The 21,583-nt window shown below is 72.7% G+C and carries 26 protein-coding genes; 12 read left to right on the plus strand and 14 right to left on the minus strand.

Annotation, left to right across the window (positions count from 1 at the left end):
- Window positions 1-3 precede the first annotated feature (3 nt).
- From ACTWNK_RS16770 to ACTWNK_RS16780, 3 genes are all read right to left on the minus strand, one after another.
- Window positions 4-315 carry an SPASM domain-containing protein gene (locus ACTWNK_RS16770; protein WP_474304907.1) on the minus strand — a complete coding sequence of 104 codons (312 nt, stop codon included), beginning with the start codon at window positions 313-315 and terminating at the stop codon, window positions 4-6.
- A gap of 364 nt (window positions 316-679) precedes the next feature.
- A complete protein-coding gene (locus ACTWNK_RS16775; protein WP_474304908.1) occupies window positions 680-1,252 on the minus strand; it encodes a hypothetical protein in 573 nt (190 codons plus the stop codon).
- An 18-nt stretch (window positions 1,253-1,270) separates the two neighbouring features.
- Complete coding sequence (locus ACTWNK_RS16780; protein ID WP_474304909.1) at window positions 1,271-1,444, minus strand: hypothetical protein; 174 nt, start codon at window positions 1,442-1,444, stop codon at window positions 1,271-1,273.
- A gap of 28 nt (window positions 1,445-1,472) precedes the next feature.
- On the opposite strand from ACTWNK_RS16780, the gene ACTWNK_RS16785 reads away from it, so the two are divergent.
- Complete coding sequence (locus ACTWNK_RS16785; protein ID WP_474304910.1) at window positions 1,473-1,796, plus strand: hypothetical protein; 324 nt, start codon at window positions 1,473-1,475, stop codon at window positions 1,794-1,796.
- Here ACTWNK_RS16785 and ACTWNK_RS16790 read toward each other — a convergent pair.
- The 4 genes from ACTWNK_RS16790 to ACTWNK_RS16805 form a co-directional block, all read right to left on the minus strand.
- Window positions 1,786-2,400 carry a TlpA family protein disulfide reductase gene (locus ACTWNK_RS16790; RefSeq protein ID WP_474304911.1) on the minus strand — a complete coding sequence of 205 codons (615 nt, stop codon included), beginning with the start codon at window positions 2,398-2,400 and terminating at the stop codon, window positions 1,786-1,788. The two genes, ACTWNK_RS16785 and ACTWNK_RS16790, sit on opposite strands and share 11 nt — an antisense overlap.
- Window positions 2,397-2,972, minus strand: a complete 576-nt coding sequence (locus ACTWNK_RS16795) for a MauE/DoxX family redox-associated membrane protein (protein ID WP_474304912.1) — start codon at window positions 2,970-2,972, stop codon at window positions 2,397-2,399. The genes ACTWNK_RS16790 and ACTWNK_RS16795 overlap by 4 nt, the downstream gene beginning before the upstream one ends.
- Window positions 2,969-3,415 (minus strand): hypothetical protein, encoded by a 447-nt coding sequence (locus ACTWNK_RS16800; protein ID WP_474304913.1) that lies wholly within the window; start codon window positions 3,413-3,415, stop codon window positions 2,969-2,971. Before ACTWNK_RS16800 ends, ACTWNK_RS16795 begins: the two co-directional genes overlap by 4 nt.
- A 210-nt stretch (window positions 3,416-3,625) precedes the next feature.
- Window positions 3,626-4,873: a hypothetical protein gene (locus tag ACTWNK_RS16805; protein WP_474304914.1), complete on the minus strand. Its 1,248-nt coding sequence runs from the start codon at window positions 4,871-4,873 to the stop codon at window positions 3,626-3,628.
- Between the two features lie 198 nt (window positions 4,874-5,071).
- Here ACTWNK_RS16805 and ACTWNK_RS16810 point away from each other — a divergent pair, with 198 nt between their 5' ends.
- Genes ACTWNK_RS16810 through ACTWNK_RS16825 form a run of 4 tightly spaced genes read left to right on the plus strand, consistent with a single transcriptional unit; the run spans window position 5,072 to window position 8,441 of the window.
- Window positions 5,072-5,512 (plus strand): carboxymuconolactone decarboxylase family protein, encoded by a 441-nt coding sequence (locus ACTWNK_RS16810; protein ID WP_474304915.1) that lies wholly within the window; start codon window positions 5,072-5,074, stop codon window positions 5,510-5,512.
- Window positions 5,513-5,571: 59 nt separating this feature from the next.
- Window positions 5,572-5,871: a hypothetical protein gene (locus ACTWNK_RS16815; RefSeq protein ID WP_474304916.1), complete on the plus strand. Its 300-nt coding sequence runs from the start codon at window positions 5,572-5,574 to the stop codon at window positions 5,869-5,871.
- Between the two features lie 20 nt (window positions 5,872-5,891).
- Window positions 5,892-7,118 (plus strand): MFS transporter, encoded by a 1,227-nt coding sequence (locus ACTWNK_RS16820; protein WP_474304917.1) that lies wholly within the window; start codon window positions 5,892-5,894, stop codon window positions 7,116-7,118.
- Between the two features lie 57 nt (window positions 7,119-7,175).
- Window positions 7,176-8,441 (plus strand): MFS transporter, encoded by a 1,266-nt coding sequence (locus tag ACTWNK_RS16825; protein ID WP_474304918.1) that lies wholly within the window; start codon window positions 7,176-7,178, stop codon window positions 8,439-8,441.
- A 74-nt stretch (window positions 8,442-8,515) separates the two neighbouring features.
- Here ACTWNK_RS16825 and ACTWNK_RS16830 read toward each other — a convergent pair whose 3' ends face one another.
- From ACTWNK_RS16830 to ACTWNK_RS16840, 3 genes are all read right to left on the minus strand, one after another.
- A complete protein-coding gene (locus ACTWNK_RS16830; protein ID WP_474304919.1) occupies window positions 8,516-8,899 on the minus strand; it encodes a hypothetical protein in 384 nt (127 codons plus the stop codon).
- A 145-nt stretch (window positions 8,900-9,044) separates the two neighbouring features.
- Window positions 9,045-9,992 carry a hypothetical protein gene (locus ACTWNK_RS16835; protein ID WP_474304920.1) on the minus strand — a complete coding sequence of 316 codons (948 nt, stop codon included), beginning with the start codon at window positions 9,990-9,992 and terminating at the stop codon, window positions 9,045-9,047.
- The gene (locus ACTWNK_RS16840) at window positions 9,985-10,482 is read right to left on the minus strand and encodes an RNA polymerase sigma factor (RefSeq protein WP_474310931.1); all 498 of its coding nucleotides are present in this window, start codon (window positions 10,480-10,482) and stop codon (window positions 9,985-9,987) included. Before ACTWNK_RS16840 ends, ACTWNK_RS16835 begins: the two co-directional genes overlap by 8 nt.
- Window positions 10,483-10,596: 114 nt before the next feature.
- On the opposite strand from ACTWNK_RS16840, the gene ACTWNK_RS16845 reads away from it, so the two are divergent.
- Entirely contained in the window at window positions 10,597-11,133 is a 537-nt protein-coding gene (locus ACTWNK_RS16845; protein ID WP_474304922.1) for a dihydrofolate reductase family protein, read from the plus strand.
- 9 nt (window positions 11,134-11,142) lie between these two features.
- Window positions 11,143-11,502 (plus strand): DUF1801 domain-containing protein, encoded by a 360-nt coding sequence (locus ACTWNK_RS16850; RefSeq protein ID WP_474304923.1) that lies wholly within the window; start codon window positions 11,143-11,145, stop codon window positions 11,500-11,502.
- A gap of 61 nt (window positions 11,503-11,563) precedes the next feature.
- Here the strand turns inward: ACTWNK_RS16850 and ACTWNK_RS16855 are convergent, their stop codons facing one another.
- Window positions 11,564-13,174: an FG-GAP-like repeat-containing protein gene (locus tag ACTWNK_RS16855; protein WP_474304924.1), complete on the minus strand. Its 1,611-nt coding sequence runs from the start codon at window positions 13,172-13,174 to the stop codon at window positions 11,564-11,566.
- Between the two features lie 176 nt (window positions 13,175-13,350).
- Between ACTWNK_RS16855 and ACTWNK_RS16860 the strand changes: the two genes are divergently transcribed.
- The gene (locus tag ACTWNK_RS16860; RefSeq protein WP_474304925.1) at window positions 13,351-14,298 is read left to right on the plus strand and encodes a helix-turn-helix domain-containing protein; all 948 of its coding nucleotides are present in this window, start codon (window positions 13,351-13,353) and stop codon (window positions 14,296-14,298) included.
- On the opposite strand, the gene ACTWNK_RS16865 is transcribed toward ACTWNK_RS16860, so the two are convergent.
- Window positions 14,273-15,496 (minus strand): ROK family protein, encoded by a 1,224-nt coding sequence (locus ACTWNK_RS16865; RefSeq protein ID WP_474304926.1) that lies wholly within the window; start codon window positions 15,494-15,496, stop codon window positions 14,273-14,275. The genes ACTWNK_RS16860 and ACTWNK_RS16865 overlap by 26 nt on opposite strands.
- A 79-nt stretch (window positions 15,497-15,575) precedes the next feature.
- Here ACTWNK_RS16865 and ACTWNK_RS16870 point away from each other — a divergent pair, with 79 nt between their 5' ends.
- Window positions 15,576-16,916, plus strand: a complete 1,341-nt coding sequence (locus ACTWNK_RS16870) for an SWIM zinc finger family protein (protein WP_474304927.1) — start codon at window positions 15,576-15,578, stop codon at window positions 16,914-16,916.
- A gap of 67 nt (window positions 16,917-16,983) precedes the next feature.
- Window positions 16,984-19,590 carry a DUF7824 domain-containing protein gene (locus ACTWNK_RS16875; protein ID WP_474304928.1) on the plus strand — a complete coding sequence of 869 codons (2,607 nt, stop codon included), beginning with the start codon at window positions 16,984-16,986 and terminating at the stop codon, window positions 19,588-19,590.
- A gap of 15 nt (window positions 19,591-19,605) precedes the next feature.
- On the opposite strand, the gene ACTWNK_RS16880 is transcribed toward ACTWNK_RS16875, so the two are convergent.
- Window positions 19,606-19,737 (minus strand): hypothetical protein, encoded by a 132-nt coding sequence (locus ACTWNK_RS16880; RefSeq protein ID WP_474304929.1) that lies wholly within the window; start codon window positions 19,735-19,737, stop codon window positions 19,606-19,608.
- Window positions 19,738-19,908: 171 nt separating this feature from the next.
- Here ACTWNK_RS16880 and ACTWNK_RS16885 point away from each other — a divergent pair, with 171 nt between their 5' ends.
- Window positions 19,909-20,052 carry a hypothetical protein gene (locus ACTWNK_RS16885; RefSeq protein ID WP_474304930.1) on the plus strand — a complete coding sequence of 48 codons (144 nt, stop codon included), beginning with the start codon at window positions 19,909-19,911 and terminating at the stop codon, window positions 20,050-20,052.
- A gap of 45 nt (window positions 20,053-20,097) precedes the next feature.
- Here ACTWNK_RS16885 and ACTWNK_RS16890 read toward each other — a convergent pair whose 3' ends face one another.
- Window positions 20,098-20,547, minus strand: a complete 450-nt coding sequence (locus ACTWNK_RS16890; RefSeq protein ID WP_474304931.1) for a MarR family winged helix-turn-helix transcriptional regulator — start codon at window positions 20,545-20,547, stop codon at window positions 20,098-20,100.
- 81 nt (window positions 20,548-20,628) lie between these two features.
- On the opposite strand from ACTWNK_RS16890, the gene ACTWNK_RS16895 reads away from it, so the two are divergent.
- Window positions 20,629-21,501, plus strand: a complete 873-nt coding sequence (locus ACTWNK_RS16895) for an alpha/beta fold hydrolase (protein WP_474304933.1) — start codon at window positions 20,629-20,631, stop codon at window positions 21,499-21,501.
- Window positions 21,502-21,583 lie beyond the last annotated feature (82 nt).

The following is a 21,583-nucleotide window of genomic DNA, read 5'->3' on the forward strand; positions in this document are numbered from 1 at the left end:
GTCCTAGTTCTTCTTGGGCGTGCATCCGGTGTCGGGCTCTGGGTGGGGAGGCTGCTTGGGGCCGCACACCTGGTCGGGGTTGCACGGCTTGCCGCCGTCGCCCGTGCCTCCGCCGACGCCGGGATCGCAGCCCGGACGGCAGCTCGGCTCACATCCCGCCGTGGTCACGATCAGCGCGCGTACCCCGACCGCGTCGGCGCGTGTCAGGTCGAGCAGGGCCGCCAAGGGCTGGTCACGGACATTGCCCGCCACCAGCGTGCGCGCCATCGGGCAGGGGGTGACCTGCCCGTCGCCGAGTATCGCGGCGACGCGCACGCCGCACGACCCGCACCTGCTCGGCAAGGTCGGCTCCGGCCGCACCCGCACGTCCCAGGCGCCGCACCCGGTCGACGCCGATCAGCTGGATCGTGGGGATGCCGAGCGCGACGGCCTGGGCGATGACCGACTGCCAGTCCGCGACGGTCAGCGACCCGTGAGGCTGATCCGGCCCCGAGGAGTTGTAGCAATGAGAGCAGCTCTGGCCGCAGCGCAAGGTCAACTCACACTGGAGCATGGCCGGTACGGGCATCGGCTCTCCCTTTGACGGTCATCTGGGAGTGTCCCTCCGTCGGCACAAGGGCGGTGCCTCGTTCGGGGAACCCGTACACACCGAGGGGTGAGACGCGCGAGCCGCCGCATCTCACCCCGTGATCAGCACCACCGCCGTCAAGGCCAGCAGCAGGGCTTCGGGCAGGGCGAGGCGTGTCGTGAGGGCCTCCGTCTCGGTCAGCGGGTCGTGTGGGTCGAGGTCGTGGCGGGCGGTGTGGACGGCGATGAGGACGAAGGGCAGGGCCCTGCCGAGGCCGAAGGTCAGGAAGACCGGCCAGACCAGGGACCAGGCTGGAGCGGTGAAGCCCCACAGGAGCAGCAGGTAGAGGGAGGGCGACGACAGGGCGGTGGCCAGACCCGTGCCCATCGAGGCGCCGAACACGGCCGCGTACGTCACGTGGCCGAAACGGCCCCACGAGCGGGGGACACGCCATGAACTGCCTTCCAGGTGCACGGGCAGCAGCCGGGCCGAGGGCAGCGCGAGCAGCAGCGCCACCAGGCCGAGCGGCCAGAGGGGGAGTGCGGGAAGCGGGGAGCCCGCCAGACGCAGGACGGCGCCTGCCGCCGACGCGCCCGCGACCAGCCCGGTCGCATGCAGGACGACCGCGGCCCAGTAGGTGGAACGGGATGTCGTGAGCCCCCGCCCGGGAGGCTGTGCGATCACGTGGACCGCGTTGTTGCCTCAATCGGTGCGCAGGCCCTGCACACCGCTGAGCAGGGCGAGCAGCATGAGCAACGCCACCGTCAGGCCCCCGGCGGGAGCGCCGGAGGCGACGAGCGGGACACCGGCCGCCGCCGCGAGCGCGAGGGCGGCGGCCGTGGCCTTGGGACGGGGAGTACGCGCTGAGGGTCGCATCGTTCACCCGTGGCAGTAGCAGTACCAGATGTTGGCCGCACTGGCCCGGCATCGGCAGTCGCAGCAGGTGCCGCCGGGACCGGCCCAGCACGCGGTGCCGGTGGGGCAGAAGCCGGTGATCTTCCCGCAGCTGGTGTTGCCGCAGGCCTTGCAGCTGGACCCGGAGCAGTTGCAGCTTCCGCAGCGGCCGGTGCCGTACGGTCCCGAGCAGGGGGCGGCAGCGGCGGCTGCGGCAGGGCGGCCGACCGCGGTGGCGGCGAGCGCGCCGAAGGCCGAGGTGGCGCCGATCCGCAGCGCGCGACGCCGCGAGATGGCGCGGCTGCCCCGAATGAGGAAATCCTTCATGAGCTGAGGCTCCTTCCGGCCGGTGCGTGCTCGTGGCTGTGGTTGTGGTCGTGCTCGTGGTCGTGTTCGCTCAAGGGGCCGAGCGCCGTGTCGCAGGCGAGGGCGAGGTCGTCGCCGGAGTTGAGCCCGCCGGTGCCGCGTACCCTGCCGTCGGCGCCGACGGCGGCGTAGAAGGGCAGCAGGTCGACGTTGTAGGAGGCCGCGATCCGGCTGCCGGGATCGGCCACGACCGGCAGCGCGGCGGCCAGGTCGCCGGCCCAGGCGGCGACCATACGGCGTTCGCCGCCGCACACGACGACCAGGTCGACGTCGCGCCGGGCACGGGCGAGCGCGGCGACGCTCTCGCGCAGCCCGGAGCAGATGTTGCACCCGGTCGACATGAACACCACGAGCGAGGGCCGGGCGAGCGGCAGGATCACCGGCGACCCGGACAGCGACTCGGCCTCCAGGCTCTTCAGCCAGTCGCCGACCGGCGGCCCCTGCGCCGCCCGGTGTTCCGGGCTGACCAGATACATCTGCCCGAAGTGGTAGTAGAGGGCGAACACCGCCACGACAAGGGCCACCAGCACGACCCAGGCGATGACATAGGTGGTGACGAAGAAGGCGGTCAACGAGCACTCTCCCGCTGTGCCTGCACGGCACGGATCGAGGTGACGGCCTGCCGGAAGGCGGCGACCCGCGCCAGCAGCCCGAAACAGACCAGGTACGCGGCGGCGGCCAGCCCGCCCGCCGCGACCGACGACAGATCGGCCCACGGCTCGGCCCACGGCTCTGCCCACGGTGATCGGACGCCGGACGCCCGCCAGGCCAGGACGAGCGCCGCGACGGCCAGCACCACGGCCCGTGCCACCGAGACGCCGGTGAGCCGATCGCCGTCGACCGGCCCGAGACAGCGGCAGCCCTCGCGTACCCCGCTCAGCAGGGCCCAGCCGAGCAGCAGCGCGAAGGAGCAGCACACGACGGCCGCGACCCGGGCCGCCGCCGTACCGGCCCCGGCCGCCAGTGCGAGCCCGCACAGCAGCTCCACCGGGACCACCCCCGCGGCGACCGGTACGGCCAGGCGTCCGGGCAGGCCGAGCGCCAGCAGGAAGGGCGCGACAGAGGTACGCGTCCACACCTTGGCCACGGCGGCGCCCGCCAGGACGAGCCCGACGGCCGTCTGCAGGACGACGACCGCGTTCATGCCGTCAGCGGCACGGACCGCGCGACGGCCAGCAGGTCGGACACGCTCAGACTGCGCGGCCCCCGCACGCCGACCACGAGCGTGGCCGAGCGGAGCGTGAGGGAGTGCGCGAGATCGGTACGCCAGACGGGCGGCGTCACGGCGTCGCCGTCGGCCCACATGCCGTCGTGGTACTCGGCCGACACGCCCGCGACGCCGAGGTCGACGGGCACGCCGACGACGTTCTCGGTGGCTTCGAGCACCGCGCCCCCCACCTGGGTGACGACGACGTGCAGGGGCCCGAGGTGGAAGTCCTCCCGGCTCCAGCCCCGGGTGTGGATGTGCGTGACCTGCTCGGCGACACCGGAGAAGCCGGGCGCCGACGCGCCCGAGACACTGCGGCGGTGCTGGAACCCGGAGGGCAGATGGGCCGGTCGGATCCGGCCGGGTGAGGGCGGCGGCATGCGAGGTCCTCCCATGACGATCTGGGCAACGATGAGGGGTTCGGGGTGCGCATGCGCCGGCTGCTCGCGCGTCTTCATCGTTGATCACGACCACCCGGGCGGCAAGAGCGGCCGCTGTACGAACCTGTACGAGGTCTACCGGGCTACGGAGGTCTACCGGGCTACAAGGTCTACCGGGCTACAAGGTCTACCGGGCTACGAGGACGAGGACTACAGGGCCTGGGTGGCCAGCAGGAAGGCGCGTGCGGCCTGCGGGCGCAGGCGGGCCACGTCCGCGACGAACCTGGCCAGCCGGCGCGAGGTGATCACCGAACAGCCGGGCCACATGCTCAGCCGCAGCCCGTTCAGCGCGTCGTCGCAGCCGTGCTCGACGGCTCCCGTCGCCACCCTGGCGATGGCCAGCACCAGCCAGCTGGACACGGTGTTGCGCAGGTGGCGCTCGTTGTGGTGGTGCGCCGACAGCTCCGCGTGCGCCAGGGCGCGGTCGTGCTCGCCCAGGGCGCTGCGGCAGCTGCTGAGCGCCGAGTGCAGGGCGGCCTCGTCGAAGTAGGCGGTCCAGGCGGGATCGGCGTCGCAGCGACCGCGCTCGAAGGCGTCGAGGGCCAGCGCCGCCGCCCGCTCGAAGCCGTGCCTGTCGCCCAGCCTGGCCAGGGTACGCGCCTCACGCGCGGCGCACGCGGCCACCAGCCGGGCCGAGCCCGCGCCCGAGGCCAGCCGCCTGGCACGCTCGGCCAGGGCGGCGGCCTTGCGCAGGTCGCCCGGCGAGGGATCGCTCTCGATGAGGACGTAGGCCCAGTTGGTCAGCGCGTAGGTCAGGGCGATGGGGTCGCCCGAGCTCTCCGCCAGTGCGACCGCACGGTCGTAGTAGCGCGAGGCGGCGGGCCAGCGACCGGCGTCGAAGCAGCTCCAGCCGGTGCTCGCGGCGTTCTCGGCGAGCGCGGCCACGAAGGCGGGCGCGGGGTCGCTCGCACCGGTCAGGCGCAGGCTGGCCTGCCGGTGCGCGGTCACGGCCTGGTCGGCGACGGCATGGCCGCCGAACCTGTCGTCGATCGAACGCAGCAGGCCCGTCCTGGCGGCCAGCTGCCGCGTGTCGTAGGCGCCGACGCGCAGATGCGGGCCCGGCTCGTCCTCGGGGAGCTCCCACCACTGGGGGTCTTCGGCGGGCGGCCCGCTCGTCTCGACCGACAGGCGGCGCAGCGTGCTCAGCCAGCGTGCGACCGCGTCCGGGTCGCCGCCGCACGCGCGGACGAAGGCGGCCAGGAGTTCCGCGCGCGGCAGCGTGCCGCGTGCCAGCGCCGAGGCGAGCGTGGTGTGCGGCAGCCAGTCGCCCGCGGCGCGTGCGCGCTCGCTCAGCTCACGATAGGTCAGGCCGCTCCACGCCTTGAGCTGCCGCATCGCCGCGACGAACGCCACCGGCGAGAGCGCGGCCGACGGCTCGGGGGCGGCTTCGTCGACCACGACAGCCTCACCCGTCCCGTGTCGGCGCCCCGTGCACTGGCATTGCACACCAGGGCGAACGCCGTGTCAAAGCCCCAGGTCGGCTCGCGCATCGCGGGCGCATCGCGGATGTATCAACGCGCGCGGCCACAGTGGGTCTCACCGAACGAACGAAAAACGAACGACAGAAACGAAGCGGAGAACACCATGGAAGCCAGGATGAAGAACCCCGCCAGCGTCATCCCCGCCGCGCAGAAGCCGATCATGGAGCTGATGAAGGCGGCCCAGTCCGGCGGCCTGTCGCCCGAGCTCGCCGAGATGATCCACCTGCGGGTCAGCCAGATCAACGGCTGCAGCTTCTGCGTCGACGCCGGGTACAAGAGCCTGCGCAAGCTCGGCGAGAGCGACGAGCGCATCGGCCTGGTCGTGGCCTGGCGCGAGACGCCATACTACACCGACGCCGAGCGGGCGGCGCTGGAGCTGGCCGAGTCGGCCACCCGGCTGGCCGACCGGAGCGACGCGGTGCCGGACGAGGTGTGGGACGCCGCCGCCGACCACTTCGACGAGCGGCAGCTCGCCTCGATCCTGCTGATCACCGCGACGACGAACCTGTTCAACCGGCTCAACGCCCCGATCCGCCAGATCGCCGGAACCTGGTAGTCCCGGTCGGCGTCCACGACATCCACGCCAAAGACGTCCGCGAAATCCACACTAAGGAGATGACCGTCATGTCCGTCGTCCGTGCTCATCGTTACTCGGTCGCCGAGGCCGACCTGGAGGAGTTCCTCGCCCGCAGGGCCTCGCTGATCGCCACCGTGCGCGAGACGCACCCAGGCCTCACGCACGCCGTCCTGATCCAGTTGGAGGACGGCTCCTACACCGACACCTGGCACTGGGAGAGCGGCGCCGAGATGGGGGCGGCGTTCGCCGCCATCGCCACCTTCCCCGAGGCCCCGCTGACCATGGCGCTCACGAAGGACGCCACCGCACTCAACGGCCAGGTCGTCGACGAGCGCTGACCCGGCGGGAGGGCGAGGCGATGACCGGCACGACCGGCAGCCTGTCGTACGGGCAGGTGCTGCGCGATCGGCGGATCGCGGGGCTCCTGCTGGGCGACCTGCTGGCCAATGCGGGGACCGGCATGATCATCGTGGCCATGCCGGTCCAGACCCTGGCCGTGCACGGCTCCGTGCCCAAGGCGGTCGCCATCGGCCTGGTGGAGGCGGCGCCGTTCGTCCTGTCCGGCGTCCTGGCCCTGGCGATCGGCCTCGGCCGGGTACGGCTGCCGCCCCGCGCGCTGTTGCTGGCCGACTGCGTGTGCAGGGCGCTGACCTTCGCCGTGCTCGGCGTCCTGGCCGTGGGCGGGCGGCTCACCCTGCCCGTGCTGATCGGCGGGCTGCTGTTCGGGTCGCTCTTCCGGATGGCCGGGTCGAGCGGCAGGCGGCTGCTGGCGACCTCGCTCGCGGGTGAGCGCGGGCGCTTCGCGGTCAACGGGCTGCTCGGGCTGAACGCCACGTTCGCGCTCTACATCGTCGGGCCGGTGCTGGGCGGGCTGGTCGTGGCGACGGCGGGCGCGGGTTTCGCGCTGTTCGCGGACGCGTGCGGGGCGCTGGTCCTGCTGGCGGCGGTGCTGCTCTGCGTCCCGGCGGGGGTGGCGTCGGGAGCCGGCCAGGCGAAGGCGCACGTGGAGGGAGGGCGTGAGTCGGGGTGGCGGATTCTGCGGCGCAGGCCGGTGGTGGTGCGGTTGCTGGTGGTGGAGTTCTTCTTCACCTTCTTCTACATGCCGATCGAGGTGGCGCTGCCGCTGTTCGTACGGGAGCGGCTGGGGGCCGACGCGTCGGCGCTCGGGCTGATGTGGGGGGCGCTGGGGGCGGGGGCGTTCGTGGGGGCCGCGCTGGTCGGCCGGCTGCGCGATCTGCCGCAGCGGCCGGTGCTGGTGGCGATCGTCGGGTTGTGGGCGTTGTGCCCGATCGCCCTGGCCTTCGTTACCGATCTCGGGCCTGCGCTGGCCGTGTTCGCGTTCGGCGGACTGGTGTGGGCGCCGTTCACGCCGGTGGCCTACAGCTACCTTCAGGCCGGGTTGCGTGCGGACGAACAGCAGCGGGTCGTCACCCTGTGGACGACCGTGGCGACGCTGGCCGTGCCGTTCGGGCTGGTCGCGGGCGGGCCGTTGGTCGAGGTGCTGGGCAGTGCGGGCGGGCTCGCGGTGTCGGGTGCGCTGACCCTGCTGCTGGCCCCGATCGCGGCCTCCGCCGTGCTCCGGTGAGCCCGGCCAGCGCGCCAGGCGTCACGCTCGGTGTCAGGAGCGGGGAAGATCGAGGGTATGGACGACAACGACATAGCTGCGACGACGCCCTGGCGGCGTAACGTCGTCTTTTTCCTTACCGGCCAGACGGTTTCGCTTTTCGGATCGATGGTCGTGCAGTACGTGGTGATGTGGTGGGTGACGCTGCAGACGCAGTCGGGGCTCGCGGTCGCCCTCTACGCGGTGGCCGCCTTCCTGCCCCAGGGGCTGGTCTCGCTGTTCGGCGGTGTGCTGGCCGATCGGATGAACCGCAAGATCCTGGTGATCCTGGCCGATGCCGGGATCGCGGTGGCGACGCTTGTGCTCGCGGTGCTGATGGCCAACGGGGTGACGGATCTGTGGATCGTGCTGCTGGCCGTCGCGGTCAGGTCGGTGGGTGCCGGGTTCCAGACGCCTGCCGTACAGGCGATGATTCCGCAGATCGTGCCCGGTGCGCAGTTGATGCGGGTGAACGGGATCTTCCAGACCATCCATTCGGCGATGGCGCTGCTCGCACCGGCCGCGGCGGGGGCGATCTTCGCGGCGTTCGGTGTGGTGCCCGCGTTCTTCCTGGACGTGGTGACGGCGGTGATCGGCATCGGGCTGCTCGCGCTCGTCGCCGTGCCGACGCTTGAGCGGGTGACGGAGTCGACGACGTCCTACCGGCAGGACCTGGTCGAGGGCATGCGTTACATCCGTTCGCACGCGGTCGTGCGGTGGCTGCTGATCGTGTACACGATCATCTTCCTGCTCACGGTGGCGCCCTCGTTCGTCACGCCGTTGATGATCGCGCGGAGTTTCGGCGCCGAGGAGTGGAAGCTGGCCGTACTGGAGATCGCCTTCAGTCTGGGCATGCTGCTCGGCGGTGTTCTGATGTCCACGGTGCTGGCCAAGCGCGGCAAGGTGGGGCTGATCCTCGTCGCCGTTTACAGCTTCGGCCTGGTGACGGTGGGGCTCGGGCTGAGTACGAACCTGTGGGTGTTCTACGGGTTCATGTTCGTGCTCGGCCTGATGGTGCCGCCGTTCGCGACGCCGTTCATGACGCTCATCCAGGAGACCGTCGAGGCGGCCATGCACGGGCGGGTGTTCAGCTACGTCAGCATCGTGATGGCGCTGGCCACACCGGTCGGCATGGTGGTGTTCGGGCCGCTGGCCGACGTGGTGAGCGTGCAGACGCTGCTGGTCGTGGCGGGCGCGACCACCATCGTGGTGATGGCGATCGCGACCAGGCTGCCGTCCGGCCGTGCCACCCTGGCGGCGGTGAGGAACACCGAGCCGCAGCCCGAGGGGGTGCCGGGCGGCTGAGCGCGCGGCCCTGACAGAGGAAGATCCCCGTGCCGTCGCGCACGGGGATCTTCGGGCAGGCCGGCCGGAAAGGGTCAGCTGTAGAAGTTGGTGTTGCCGCGGTTGACCACCTGGGCGGTCTCGCCCCAGTACGTCCGCACCGAGGCGCGGTAGTAGGTGTCCTCGTAGGCGGTCGCAAGGCTGGTGCAGGTGCTGCCCGGGTGGCCGTAGTAGTCGTTGTTGTCGCGGACGGTGCGCGTGGGGCCACCGCCGTTGATCGGCGTCAGCGTCACCTCGACCCAGCGCGAGCCCTCGCTGTTGTAGGCGGACACACAGAAGGTGTCGGAGCCGTCGTTGTAGCTGATGGTCCCGTCACCCACGTTCTTGGAGAACGAGGCGGCCATCGCCGGCTGGGCGAGCGCGAAACTGGTCGCCGCGACGGCGACACCCACCACGGCGGCCTTGAGGATCTTGCGCATGATGCACCTCTTTCAACGGACAGGAAACGATTTCCGCCCCGCCATGGATCTTGGGACACCTCGCGATCATGACAAAAGAGGATCAAGCGACATTTAGGGATACGGTCACCTGCGTGTCGCCGGAAATCCATCTGAAAATCGGCGATCAGGGCCGGTTCAGGTCGTAGCTCACGTCAGCCAACCGGACGGTCAGCACCCTCGGATCCTCAATGACCTTCCGTAGTTCCCCGATCGTGTCCGCCGATGTCACATAGCCGTAGATCAGACCGTCCGTCGCGGCCTTGCGCAGCCGGGCCAGACTCAGGTCGAAGTCGTGCAGATTGGCCTCGTCGTGGTCGCGCAGGATGCCCACCCAGCCGCGGAACGTGGTCAGCTCCATCCCGATCACCTCGTCGGAGTCGATCGCATGGTCGTCGCCGGAAAGCGTGCCGAGCGACGGGGCCCGATCCCACATCGTCAGCCCGCCCCACGTGATGGGGTTGGAGCCCGGCCGCCGTTCGAGGACCAGCCTGTCCACCGACGTGCCGTGCCCGGTCGTGAACGCGGTCGTCTCGGCGCCGGTGAGCGGCCTGGCGAACTCCACCACGGCCAGGGCGTTGAGGTCGTCGGGCAGCCTGGCCAGGACCCGGCGGACGTCGGGCTTGGGCCGGGCGCGGGTGCCGACGTCGAACAGCGCCGTGGTCAGGGTGGTCCCCGCGTTGACGCCCAGCGGCAGCCTGCCCACGCGGCCGAAGAAGTCCTGGGTGACGACGTGCTCGGCACCCGCGTACCCGGGGGTGAAGCCGCCGATCGCGCGCAGCGGTCGCGCCGCCACCGTGAACGACATCGTCAGCGGCGTGGTCAGCCCCAGCTCCCTGACACTGATGTCGTAGGCCGGGTTGTAGATCTTGAACGCGGTGCCCAGCACGTCGCTCATGCGCACGTCCCGCTCGCCTCGCCGCTGCAGCAGTCCCGATCCGGTCGTCGCCGCCAGCGCGAGGACGAGCAGGGCCGCCAGCACGATGGCCGCCGTGCGGGCGAGGCCGCGCCGTACGGCCCGGCGGGTGGCCCTGGGGTCGAAGTCGGGCATGGGGGGAAGGGCGTCGTCAGTCATGGGTCACTCCATAGGCGTCGGCGAAGGCGGCTCTGGCCCGCCACACGGCTGTCTTGAGCGTGCTGTGCTTCCTGCCGGTCATCGCGGCCACCTCGACCAGGGAGAAGCCGTCGATGTAGACCAGCGTGAGCAGCCTGCGATGCTGCTCGGGCAGCCGGTCGAGCGCGTCGCGCACGTCCAGCGACGCGACGTGCAGGGCGGGCACGCCGAGCTCGTCCGGGTGCGGCAGCGGCAGGTCGCGCCGATGCCGCCTGACGTGGTCGAGCAGGACGTTGCGCGCGATGGCCAGCAGCCAGGCCGCCGGGTTCTCGCCACGCCAGCCGAGCAGGGCCCGGGTCGCCTTGACGAACGTCTCCTGGGCGAGGTCCTCGGCGAGATGGGGGTCACGGGTACGGCGGAGCAGGAACCCGCACACGAGCGCCCAGTGCTCGCGGTACAGCTCCTCGATGATGATCTCCTCCGTGCTCTGGTGTCGGTCACATCCGAACAGACGCCATCGGAGGGGGAACGGTCACATCCTCTTTTCTCCGATCCCGTGCATTCCCTGTCACATCGTCGGGACGACGTCCGGGTACAAGCACCGGCCAGCACGGAGGAGAGCATCATGAGGAAGATCGTCACCGGCCTGTTCGTCTCGCTCGACGGCGTCGTGGAGTCGCCGGAGAAGTGGCACTTCCCGTACATGAACCACGAGATGGGCCAGGCCGTCATGGCCATCCAGGCCCAGGCGGACACGCTGCTGCTGGGCCGGGCCACCTACGAGGCGTTCGCCTCGGTCTGGCCGCACCAGGAGGGGCCGATGGCCGACGCGCTCAACGGCATACGCAAGCTGGTCGCCTCCACCACGCTGCGCACGGTCGGGTGGAACAACTCCGCCCTGCTCGGCGACGACGTGGTCGGCGAGCTCAGGCGGATGAAGGAGGAGCCGGGCAAGGACATCAGCGTCACCGGCAGCATCACCCTGACCAGGACCCTGCTGCGCGCCGGGCTCGTCGACGACATCCACCTGCTGGTGCACCCGATCGTGCTCGGCGAGGGCATGCGGCTGTTCGACGAGAGCATCGGCAGCCTGCCGCTCAGACTCGTCGAGTCCGCGGTGTTCGAGACCGGCGTCCTGAACCTTCACTACCAGCCCGCCTGAGGAGCAGACATGCCCAAGCACACCACGGTCGCCGAGTACACCGCCGCACTCGCCGAGCCCCTGCGCACGATCGCCGAAAGGCTGCACGCCCTGGTCGACGCCGAGATGCCCCAGCCGGGCGCGCTCTGGCAGGGCCACCCCGTCTGGAGCCTCGGCCCGGCGCCCGGCAGGACCACGGTCGCCTACGTCAAGGCCTACAGCTCCTACGTGACGTTCGGGCTGTGGCGTGGGCAGGAGATCGACGACCCCTCCGGGCGGCTCGAACCGGCCGCCAGGCAGATGGCCGCGGTCAGGCTGCGCGATCCTTCGGAGGTCGACGCCGAGCTGTTCGCCTCCTGGCTGCGGCTGGCGTGGGCGCTGGAGCGGTAGCGGAACCCGCGAAAGCCCCGCCCCCGGACCTCGGTCCGCGTGGGGCGGGGCTTCGGCCGTGTCAGGCGAAGGAGCGGTAGCCGCCCCAGCCGGGCCCGTAGGTGCCGACATGGCTGTAGTTGCCGCCGGACACGCCGCGCCAGAAGTGCAGCACACCGTCGGCGGCGCCGTACGCGATCAGGTCCTGGACGCCGTCGCGGTTGAGGTCCATCGCGGTCAGCTCCTTGTAGGCGCCCCAGCCGGGGCCGTAGGCGCGCCAGTAGGAGAAACCGCCGCCGTGTCTGCCCTTCCACATGGCGAGCTGGCCGTCGGCGCCGATCGCGAGCAGGTCGTTGACGCCGTCGCCCGAGATGTCACCCGGGCTGATCAGGTCGCGGTAGGCGCCCCAGCCGGGGCCCCAGTCGCCCACGTGGCTGAACCCGCCGCCGCTGATGCCCTTCCAGCGTTGCAGGTAGCCGTCGGCGCCGATGGCGATCAGGTCGGTACGGCGGTCGCCGTTCATGTCGCCGACGCTGGTCAGCTCGCGGTAGCCGCCCCAGCCTGGCCCCCAGTGACCGGCGTGCTGGAAGGTGGCGTCGCCCTTGCCCCACCAGCGTTGCAGGTAGCCGTCGGCGCCGATCGCGACCACGTCGGCACGGCCGTCGCCCGAGATGTCACCGGTGTTGACCAGGTCGCGGTACTGACTCCAGCCTGGGCCGTTGGAACCCGCGTGGTCGAGGGCGAACCCGCCCCTGCTCGACCACCACGACAGCCTGTCGCCGCCGATGGCCAGCAGGTCGGCGTGGCCGTCCCCGGTGAAGTCGTGCGGGCTGGAGGCGGGCGTGGGGGTGTCGGGCGGGTTCGGCGGGCGCGGGTTGTTGCCGCCGCCGGGGCCCGGGGGAGTGGTGGGCGGGGTGCCGTCGGCCGAGCAGATCTCCCAGGTCGCGGGGGTGGCGGTCAGGCGCTTGTTCTTGAAGCTGTAGTACTGCACCGGGTCGGTGCTGAAGTTCCACATCGCACCGGTCATGGTGACCCACTGGCCTGCGGCGTCGCGGTAGCTCTGCCCCTGCATGACGGCGGGAGCCGCGCACGAGATGCGCAGCGGCAGCGGTCCCGAACCGATGTCGAGGAAGGACTCCATGTGGTTGTACATCTCGAAGGCGCCGCGGCGTGCCTGCGCGACGTAGTGCCAGCCACGCCCGTCGCCGGTGTCCCACGACAGGCAGACCCTGGCGCCCCCTACCTTCGGGTTGCCCTGCGCGTCGCACAGCTCGTACTTGATCCGTACGGTCTGCCCCGGGCTGAACCCGGCCAGCGCCTCACGGCACGTCGAACCCGCTCCAGGCCAGGTCGGCCGCCCGTCGGCCTCGGTGCACATGCCGCTGTTGTCGCCCAGGCCGTCGGGGAAGGCGGTGGCGTTGCCGAAGTAGTACGCCTTCCACCGGCCGCCTGTGCGGTACAGCCCGGACTCGAGCCCCCAAAACCATTGGCCGATCACCCCTGCGGCGCTCGGATCGCCTTCGAGCGTCGGCACCTTCCAGGTCACGATCCAGCCGTTGGCCTGGTCGGCGCTGAGCCGTACGCCGCTGGTGAGGTGGTAGGTGCCCGCGTGCGCGGGCAGGGCCAGTCCGAAGATCAGGAACAGCACCGCCCACAAGGCGAGCGCCGCCCGGCGCGCCTGTCTGCGCATCATGTCTCTCTTTCCTGTGGCGCCTCGGGCCCGCATGCGCGCGAGCCCGGCTGCCGGGGGCGGCGAACCCCTGTCGTGCCCCCGATCGCAGCCCGATGATCGTCGGAGGCCCCGGGGATAGGCGATCCTTTGTGCTGCGCCGCAAATGAGCACCCGGCGCGATCCGGAGGGAGCCCGGCATGATCCGTATCCGTTTCGAGGACGGCGATCTCGGCCGTGTGCGGGTGATCGGACAGCCGGACGTGCGCAACGAACTCGTCTTCGGCGCCGCGACCCTGGCCCTGGCCGGGCGTGCGCGCGGGCTCGACGGCTGGCGCGCGGCCATCGCGGGCAGGCTGGACCGCACCGCCCTTCCGCTGCTGTCGCTGTGTGTGCCGGGCAGCCTGCCCGACCTCTACTGCTGGGGCGAAGGCGGCGACCTGGCCGTGACCGGCGAGGCCGCGGTCCAGAGCGCGGAGGTCGTGCTGCGGCGGCGTTCGCCGGCCACGCCCTTCCTCAGGTCGCTGGCCGCGGGCGACCCCGGCGCGGTCGCGGCGCTGAACACGGCCGTCACGGCCTTCGACGCCGTCGCCGTCAGGCCGTGGCGACGCCAGATCACCTCAGCGGTGGCCGCCGCCTTCGCCGAGGTCAGTACGACGATGGGACGGCTGGGCGTGGCGGACGCGCTGGACGTGCTGCACCCCTCGATCACGTTCGGGCGCTCGGTGATGTCCATCGCGAGCACGGCCGATGCCGACATCGACCTGCACGGGCGTACCTTCCTCGTCCTGCCGACGGCGCTGGCCGCCGGGCCCGCTGTGTGCGTGGCGCTGCCCGGTCACGTCCTGCTGCACGTGCCCGCGCCCGGCGGGCGCGGACCCGGCGCGCCGCAGGAGCGGAGCGAGGGCGTGATGGGCAGGCTGCTCGGCCCGCAGCGGGGGGCGGCGCTCGGCGTCATCGCGGCGGTGCCCGCCATCACCACGGGCGAGCTGGCCGAACGCCTGGGCCTGTCGCCCGCCGCCGCCTCCCGGCACGCCACCGTGTTGCGCGAGTCGCGGCTCATCACCACACGCCGGGCCGGGAAGGCGGTGCATCACATGATCACACCGCTCGGCAGTGCGCTCATCGCGGGCGGCCAGGCCCCGTGAGCACCGCACGCGGATCGGCCAGCAGGTCGGTGAAGGCGAGCTCGGCGGCTCCCGTCAGCGTGGTGTCGTCGCCGAGCGCGGCCACACGCAGTTCCACGCGTTCGCGCGAGACCGGCAGCACGTTGGCCTCGATGCGCCTGCGCACATGGGCGGCCGACCCCCGGTAGACGTCGCGCAGCATGCCGCCGAAGATCACCACACCCGGGTTGAACAGGTTGATCAGATTGGCCACCCCGACGCCGAGCCAGTCGCCCACCCGGTTCAGCGCCGCGGCGGCCGTCGGGTCGCCGCGCTCGGCCGCGTGCACGACCGAGGCCACCGCGTCGCGCCCGATCAGGCCGGGCGGCCACTTCGCCGCGCTCAGCAGGGCGTGCTCGCCGACCTCCGCCTCCAGGCACCCGGCCGAACCGCAGCCGCACGGCCGCCCGCCGTACGGGTTGACCATCATGTGCCCGGCCTCGGCGGCGTAGCCGTCGTTGCCGCCGAGTCGTTCGCCGTCCACGATGACGCCGCCGCCGACGCCCACGTCGCCGTGCAGGTAGACGAGGTTGCCGAACCCGATGCCTGCCCCGCGCCTGTTCTCGGCGACGGCCCCGAGATGGGCCTCGTTGCCCACCCTGACCGGCAGCCCGGTGGACAGCCTGCGTTCCAGCTCGGGGCCGAACGCCTGGTCGACCCAGCCGGTGTCGGGCCCGAAGCGCACGACGCCGTCGGCCGGTCTGATCATCCCGCAGAAGGACGCGCCGACGCCCACGCACACCGACCCGGCGGGCACGTCGCGCAGCAACTGCCTGGCGAACTCGGCCAGCGTGCCGACCACGTCGTCCAGATCCGGATGCCTGCGCTGCCGTACGGCCTCGCGGCGCTCCAGCACGACGCCGCCGAGCCCCACCCGGGCGGCCAGCAGCCGGTCGACGGCCACGTCGAAGGCCAGTACGAACACCCGCTCGCCCGACGGCCTGACGACCAGGGACGGGCGCCCGGCTCCCCGGACGGCGTCGGGCCGCTCCTGGCTGACGAGGCCGAGTGCGGCGAGCTCGGCGGTCAGGCCCATGATCGTGCTGCGGTTCAGGCCGAGCGCGGCGGCGAGTTCGGTGCGGGAGGCCGGGCCGCCGAAGTGCACGTGTTCCAGCAGCGCCCCGAGGTTCCTCCTGCGCGTCTCCTCCTGCGGGGCGGCGGATCGCGGCGGCGGCGTCATGGTCCCAGTCTCCAGGATCGGAAGGTCGATCCGAGGGGTTGAGTGGCTTTTGTCGGTGGTGATCTCTAGCGTCCCGGCCATGACAAGTGCGACACAGGCCTACACCTACGCCGTGCCCTCCAGCCTGACGGACGGGCGACTCGGGCTCTCGACATCGGGCGGCAGGGCGCTGGCCGGGCCGGTCCCGGCGCCCAGGTTCTTCAGCGGGCTGGTGACCCGGCCGGCCCCGGCCGCCGCCTGCCTGCTCGGTGTGGCCGACGTGGCGCTGACCAGGTACCACCAGCCGCGTCCCGGCTGGACCCGCGACCCGGTCGTGACGTGCGGCGGCGACCGGCTGCGGTTCGAGTCGTTCTCCGCGTGCGGCGGCGTCTACGCCCGGCTGGACCTGCTGCAGGAGGCCATCGACGGCGAGGTGTTCGACCGGGGCACCACCAATGTCGACGTCAACGGGCCGCTGCGCGAGGCGCTGGCCAGGGTGGGCGCACGCGATCCGCTGCACCTGGGCGTCGGGGCCGACGAGCTGACCGTGTTGACCCGCGACGGCGCCGTGGTGGAGAAGAAGGTGCCGCTGCCCGAACGCTGGCTGCGCGGCTTCGCCGAGGTCCAGGTGATCGCCGCGGGCATGGACCTGCGCGCCGAGCTCACCGGCGTGAGCGCCGTGCGCTTCCTGCGCTCGCTGCCGAAGCGGGCGCGGGCCGACGTCTGGGCCGTGCCCACCGGCAGGGACCTGCGCGTGAGCGAGCTGCCCGGCGCGGGCGCGGTGTGCCTGTCGGGCCCCGCACGCCTGGCCACCCTCATGCCGCTGCTGAGGTTCGCCACCGGCCTGAAGGTGTACGGCCCGGCGGTCGGCCACACCGAGCCCACGTCGAGCGCGTGGGAGCTTGAGCTGCCCGGGATGCGCTACACGCTGGTCGTCTCGCCCGAGCGCTACCGAGGTTTCTCCGGCGAGGGCGCCGTGCTGGCGGACCTGGCGAGCGAGGAGGCGGAGGGCGACGCCGACGTGGTCGGCATGCTGCTCAACTTCGAGCCGGAGGTGGAGCTCGGCCTGCTGGCCGAACGCTCCGGCCTGTCGGTGCCCCGGGTGCGTGCCGCGCTCACCCGGCTCGGCACGGCGGGCAAGGTCGGCTACGACCTGTCGCAGGCCGCGCACTTCCACCGCGAGCTCCCGTACGCGAGCGAGCACGTGCTGGCGCTCAATCCCAGGCTGGCCTCGGCCAGGGCGCTGGTCGAGGCGGGCGCGGTCGAACTCGCGGGCGAGCGCGCCCGCGTGCGGACCGAGGGCGGCGTGCGCGAGGTGGTGCTGGCCGACGGCTCGTGCACCTGCCCGTGGTGGTGGGACTACCGGGGCTCACGCGGGCCGTGCAAGCACGCGCTGGCCGCCGGGATCGCCGCACGCGCCGCCGAGGGGGTCGGCCGATGAGCGCCTCGCCCGATGCTGGCACGCCGCTCGTGCTGCTCGCGCTGAACGCCGTCGAGGGCGTGGGCCGATGAGCGCCTTCGAGCGGGTGCGTGACGTGCTCACCTCGCCTGATGCGGGCACGCCGCTCGTGCCGCTTCTGCTCGCGCTGAGCGACGCCGAACGCGCCGAGGTGGCGCGGCGGCTGCCCGACCTGGTCGAGGCGTGCCGCGATGCGGCCGCGCGCAGGGTGCACGCCTCATGGGAGGCGGGTGGCCGCCTGGGCGAGCCGGAATGGTGGCACGAGGCCCATGACGACAGCCGTTTCGAGCGGTACGCCCCCGGCCTGCAGCTCGTCGGGGCCGCCACGATCGCGGGCCCGGCCGCCGTCGTCACCTGGCTGGGCAGGCGCGAGCTCACCAACCGCTGGGGCCCGCAGGCCGATCCCGCGCACCTGGTCGGCGTGCTGGCCACCCGCCCGGCCGAGTGGCGCGAGGCCGTCGCCACCCGGCTGGCCCGCCGGATCCGTACCCCTCGTGACCGCGTCGCGCCGCTCGCCCTGGCCCTGTTGCGGGCCTGCGGCGCGCCGCCGCCCGAGCACGACCCGCTCGTCCTGGCCTGGCTCGCGGCGCCGATCCTCGACGACGACCCGCTGACGGAGTTCCTGCTGCCGCGTGTGTTCGAGGTGGAGGGCGCGGGCAAGGCGCTGCGCGACGAGCGGCTCGCACCGGGCGTGAGCGGATGGCTCGGCGTGTTCCAGCGCCGCCTGGCCTCGGGCGAGCTGTCCAGGCGGCAGCTGCTCGGCGACTGCGTGAGCCGGTTCCTTCGAGGCGGCGACGCCGTCGCCCTGCGCTTCTTCGTCCGGCTGCACGACCTGCTCGCCCCCGATGCGGACGAGACGGCCGAGCACACGCGCGACTACCTGCGCCTGCTGCCCGCCGCTCCCGGTCCGGTCGCCGAACTCGCCCTGGCCAGGGCGGGCAAGGCCGGGCACGACGACGCCGACGTCGAGGAGGCGATCGGCGCGCTGACGTTCAGGCCGGAGGCCAAACTGGCCCGCGCGGGCCTGCTCTGGCTGGACGAGCGCGTGCGCCGCGACCCCGCGCGGGCGCCCGGCCTGACTCCCGCCCTGGTCGCGGCCTTCTCGCACACCTCCTACGAGGTCCAGCGGCGTGCGGCCGACCTCGCGGCCAAGCACGCGGTGGCCTTCCAGGACGGCGCCGATGAGATCGTCCAGGCGGCGGCGTACCTGCCCGCCGAGCTCGGCGGGAAGCTCGCCGCGGCCTTCGGCGGTCCGGCGCCGGAGCATGAGGGGCACGAGGTCGTCGCGCTGCCCTCGCTCGCGGCGCCCGGGTCGTTCGCCGAGGTGCCGGCCTCGCCCGACGCCTACGACTGGGCCGAGTGCGAGCAGTGGCTGGCCCGGTTCGTCGAGCAGGCGGGCGCCGACCGCGAGGGGCTGCGCGAACGGCTGGCCGCCGAGTACGGCCCGATCGGCGCCCACGTGTACTCGCTGGAGCGGTGGAGCCGTGTCGAGTACTGGAGCACCGCCCTGATCAGCGAGGTGCTGAAGCCGGGCCGCCGTCCCGTCCCGGCGGCGCAGACCCATCGGTGGCTGCCCGAGCCCGGCCGGGCGCTGCCGTTCGACCTGTTCGTGCTGCGCAGGCTGAGCGAGATCCACCGGGCGTTGTGCGCGGGCGCCCTGCCGCCGGTCCTGCTGGCCACGCCGACGGCGACGAGCGGCGGGCTCGATCCCGAGGTGCTGGCCGACCGGCTGGCCGGGTACGCCGAGGCGGGGGCCGAGCCGATGCCCGCCGATCTGGCCCAGGCGTTGCTGCGCCTGCCGCGCGGCACGCATCCCGCCGCCGCCGTACGCATCCGGCGGATCGGCACGCCCGCCGCCGAGACGGTGGCCGCCTGGCTGGCCGCGGGGGGCATGCCCGATCCCGAGACGGGCCTGAGGTGGGCCTGCCGTGAGGCCGGGAAGTGGTACTTCCACGACGAACGGCCGACCGGAGACGCCGACGAGGTCATGCTGGTCCCGGTGCTCAAGGCCGCGCCGACCGGGCACGCGCTCATCGACGACCTGCTCGGCGAGCCACCCGCGTGGAGCTGGGAGAGCGGCGGCGCCACCCTGGCCTGGTGGCCGGCCGTGCTGCCCTCGCACCGGGAGGTCGCGGCCGTCGCGTGCATGCCGTACCTGCTCAGGCGGTGGGGTGGCTGGGGGGTGCGGCCCTCGCATCTGGCCGCCCTCGCCTCGGCCGAGGGGCCGGCGGGCGAGGCGGTCGCGATGATGCTGGCCTACTTCCTGGCGAGCGGTGAGGCCGAGGCCGTGCCACTGCTGCTGGGGCTGGCGGCGGCGGGCGAGCTGTCGTTCGCGGCGGTCGGCGCGCAGCTCGTCGCGCTGCTCGGGCGTACCTGGCTGCGGCCGAGACCGCTGATCGCCGCGCTGACGCAGGCGGCGGCGCTGGGGGCGCACGCGCAGGTGTGGGCGATCATGCGCGAGGCGCTGCCCGCCCTGCTGCCCGCCCTCGGCAGGCGGCTGACCGTCACGCACACCGAGGCGATGGTCCTGGCCGCCGAAGTGGCGGTCAGGACGGGGGCCAAGGGGGCGATCCCCGAGGTGGCACGGCACGCGGCGGGCGCGAACCTGACCAGGTTCGCCATCGAGTGCAGACGACTGCGCGACCAGCTCGCCTGAGCGCCGCAGGTAGGGTCAGCGCCGCCTGAACCTGCTCAGCCAGGCGCGGGCCTTGGCCTGGTTGCGCGGGTCGCGGGCCATGCGCTTGGCCTTCTCGATGTTCTGCCTGCCCTTGGGACTGCTCAGATACGCGCGGACTCGGTCCATCAGTTTCGCCATGCGCCTGCCTCTACCCGGCAGACGGCGATCATGCCGGAAAATCCGTTTCCCCTCATCGGCATGAGAGTGGATCTCCAGGGCACCAGGGACGCACAGTCCGCCGACGGTCGCTCCCGGTGGTATCGCCGGGAGCGACCGTCCAGCCCCTTGGAGATCGACATGGATGTCCTGCTCGTTCTCGCGCTCGTCGCGTTCCTGGCCGGCGCGGTCGTCGCCGCCATTCAGAAGTCGTGGCCGATCGTTCTCATCAGCGCGGGGCTCTTCCTCGCCACGCTCGCCGAGACCGGGCTGATCAAGACCTGACGCACAGTACGGCGCACGCCCCCGGGAGTCGTCCCGGGGGCGTCGTCATGTCCCGGCGTCGAGGCTGCGCTCGATGCCGGTCAGCGCGGCGAGCTGCTCGCGGGTCAGCAGGCGGGTGAAGTGCCTGCGCACGGAGGCGCGGTGCGCGGGGGCCGCCTCGTCGTGTGTCCTGCGGCCTTCGGCGGTGAGCAGGACGTCGTCGCCCCTGCCGTCGAGCTCGCAGGCCGCACGCGTGATCAGGCCGCGTCCCTCCATCCGGCCGAGCTGGCGCGACAGGCGGCTGTGCGCCCAGCCGAGATGGGCGGCCAGACCGCGCACCCGGATGCAGTGCTCGGGGTCGTCGAGGGCGACCAGGGCGGCGAGCACGTCGTGGTCGGGCATCGACAGGCCGCACTCGCGCTCCAGGTCGCGTGCGATCCGCGCGTCCACGATCAGGTGCAGGCGCCGGTAGGCGGCCCAGGCGTCGCGCTCGGCGGCATCCCGTGGGGAGTTCATGCCCTCAGCATACTGGTGACATGTAACGGGTTAATGCTCTAGCATCTTCGTTACACGTAACGAACATGTGAGGCGGACGGCATGCGGAGCGAAAGCGCGACGATGAAGGTCAACCAGGTGGAGCTGAGCACCGAGGCGTTCGGCGACCCGGCCGACCCGGCGATCCTGCTCGTGCACGGCGGCGGGCACTCGATGCTCAACTGGCCGGAGGGCCTGATCGAGCGGCTGGTGGCGGGCGGCAGGCACGTCGTGCGTTACGACGGGCGCGACGCCGGGCGCTCCAGCACCTTCCCCGCCGGGGCGCCGCCCTACGGCCTGGGCGACCTGGTGGACGACGCCGCCGCGCTGATCGAGGCGCTCGGGCTCGGGGCCGTGCACGTCGTGGGCATGTCGCAAGGGGCCGCGGTCGGGCAGCTGCTGGCCATCGGGCGGCCCGGCCTGGTCGCGACCCTCACGCTGGCCTCCGGCACGCCGGGCGGTCCCGGGCACGAGGCGCCGGGCCTGCCGCCGATGACCGAGGCGCTGGCCGCGTTCTTCGAGGGCGAGGGGGGAGAGGTCGACTGGAGCGACAGGGACGCGGCCGTCGAGGCGCTGGTGGCGGGCGAGCGGCCCTTCGCCTCGACGTCGAGGCCGTTCGACGAGCACGGTGTGCGGGAGCTGGCGGGCCGCGTCGTCGACCGGGCCCGCGACATCGCCGCCCAGGCCACCAATCCCTTCCTGATCGACCCCGGCACCCCTTGGCGCTCCAGGCTGGGCGAGATCGGCGCCCCCACGCTCGTCCTGCACGGCACCGAGGACCCGATGTTCCCGATCGAGCACGGCCTGGCCCTGGCGGCCGAGATCCCGGGCGCCGCGTTCGTCGCCCTGGAGCGCACCGGGCACGAGATCCCGCCGCCCGAGCTGTGGGACACGGTGGCCGCGGCGCTGCTCGCGCATACGGCGGCGCGGGGGTGAGTGGGTTCGTGCTCGCGCGCTGTGGGACGCGGGTGGCCGTGGCGTCGCTCGCGCGCATGGCGGCGCGTGCCTGAGCTCGCGG

The sequence above is a fragment of the Nonomuraea sp. IBHARD001 genome (genome assembly GCF_056106265.1).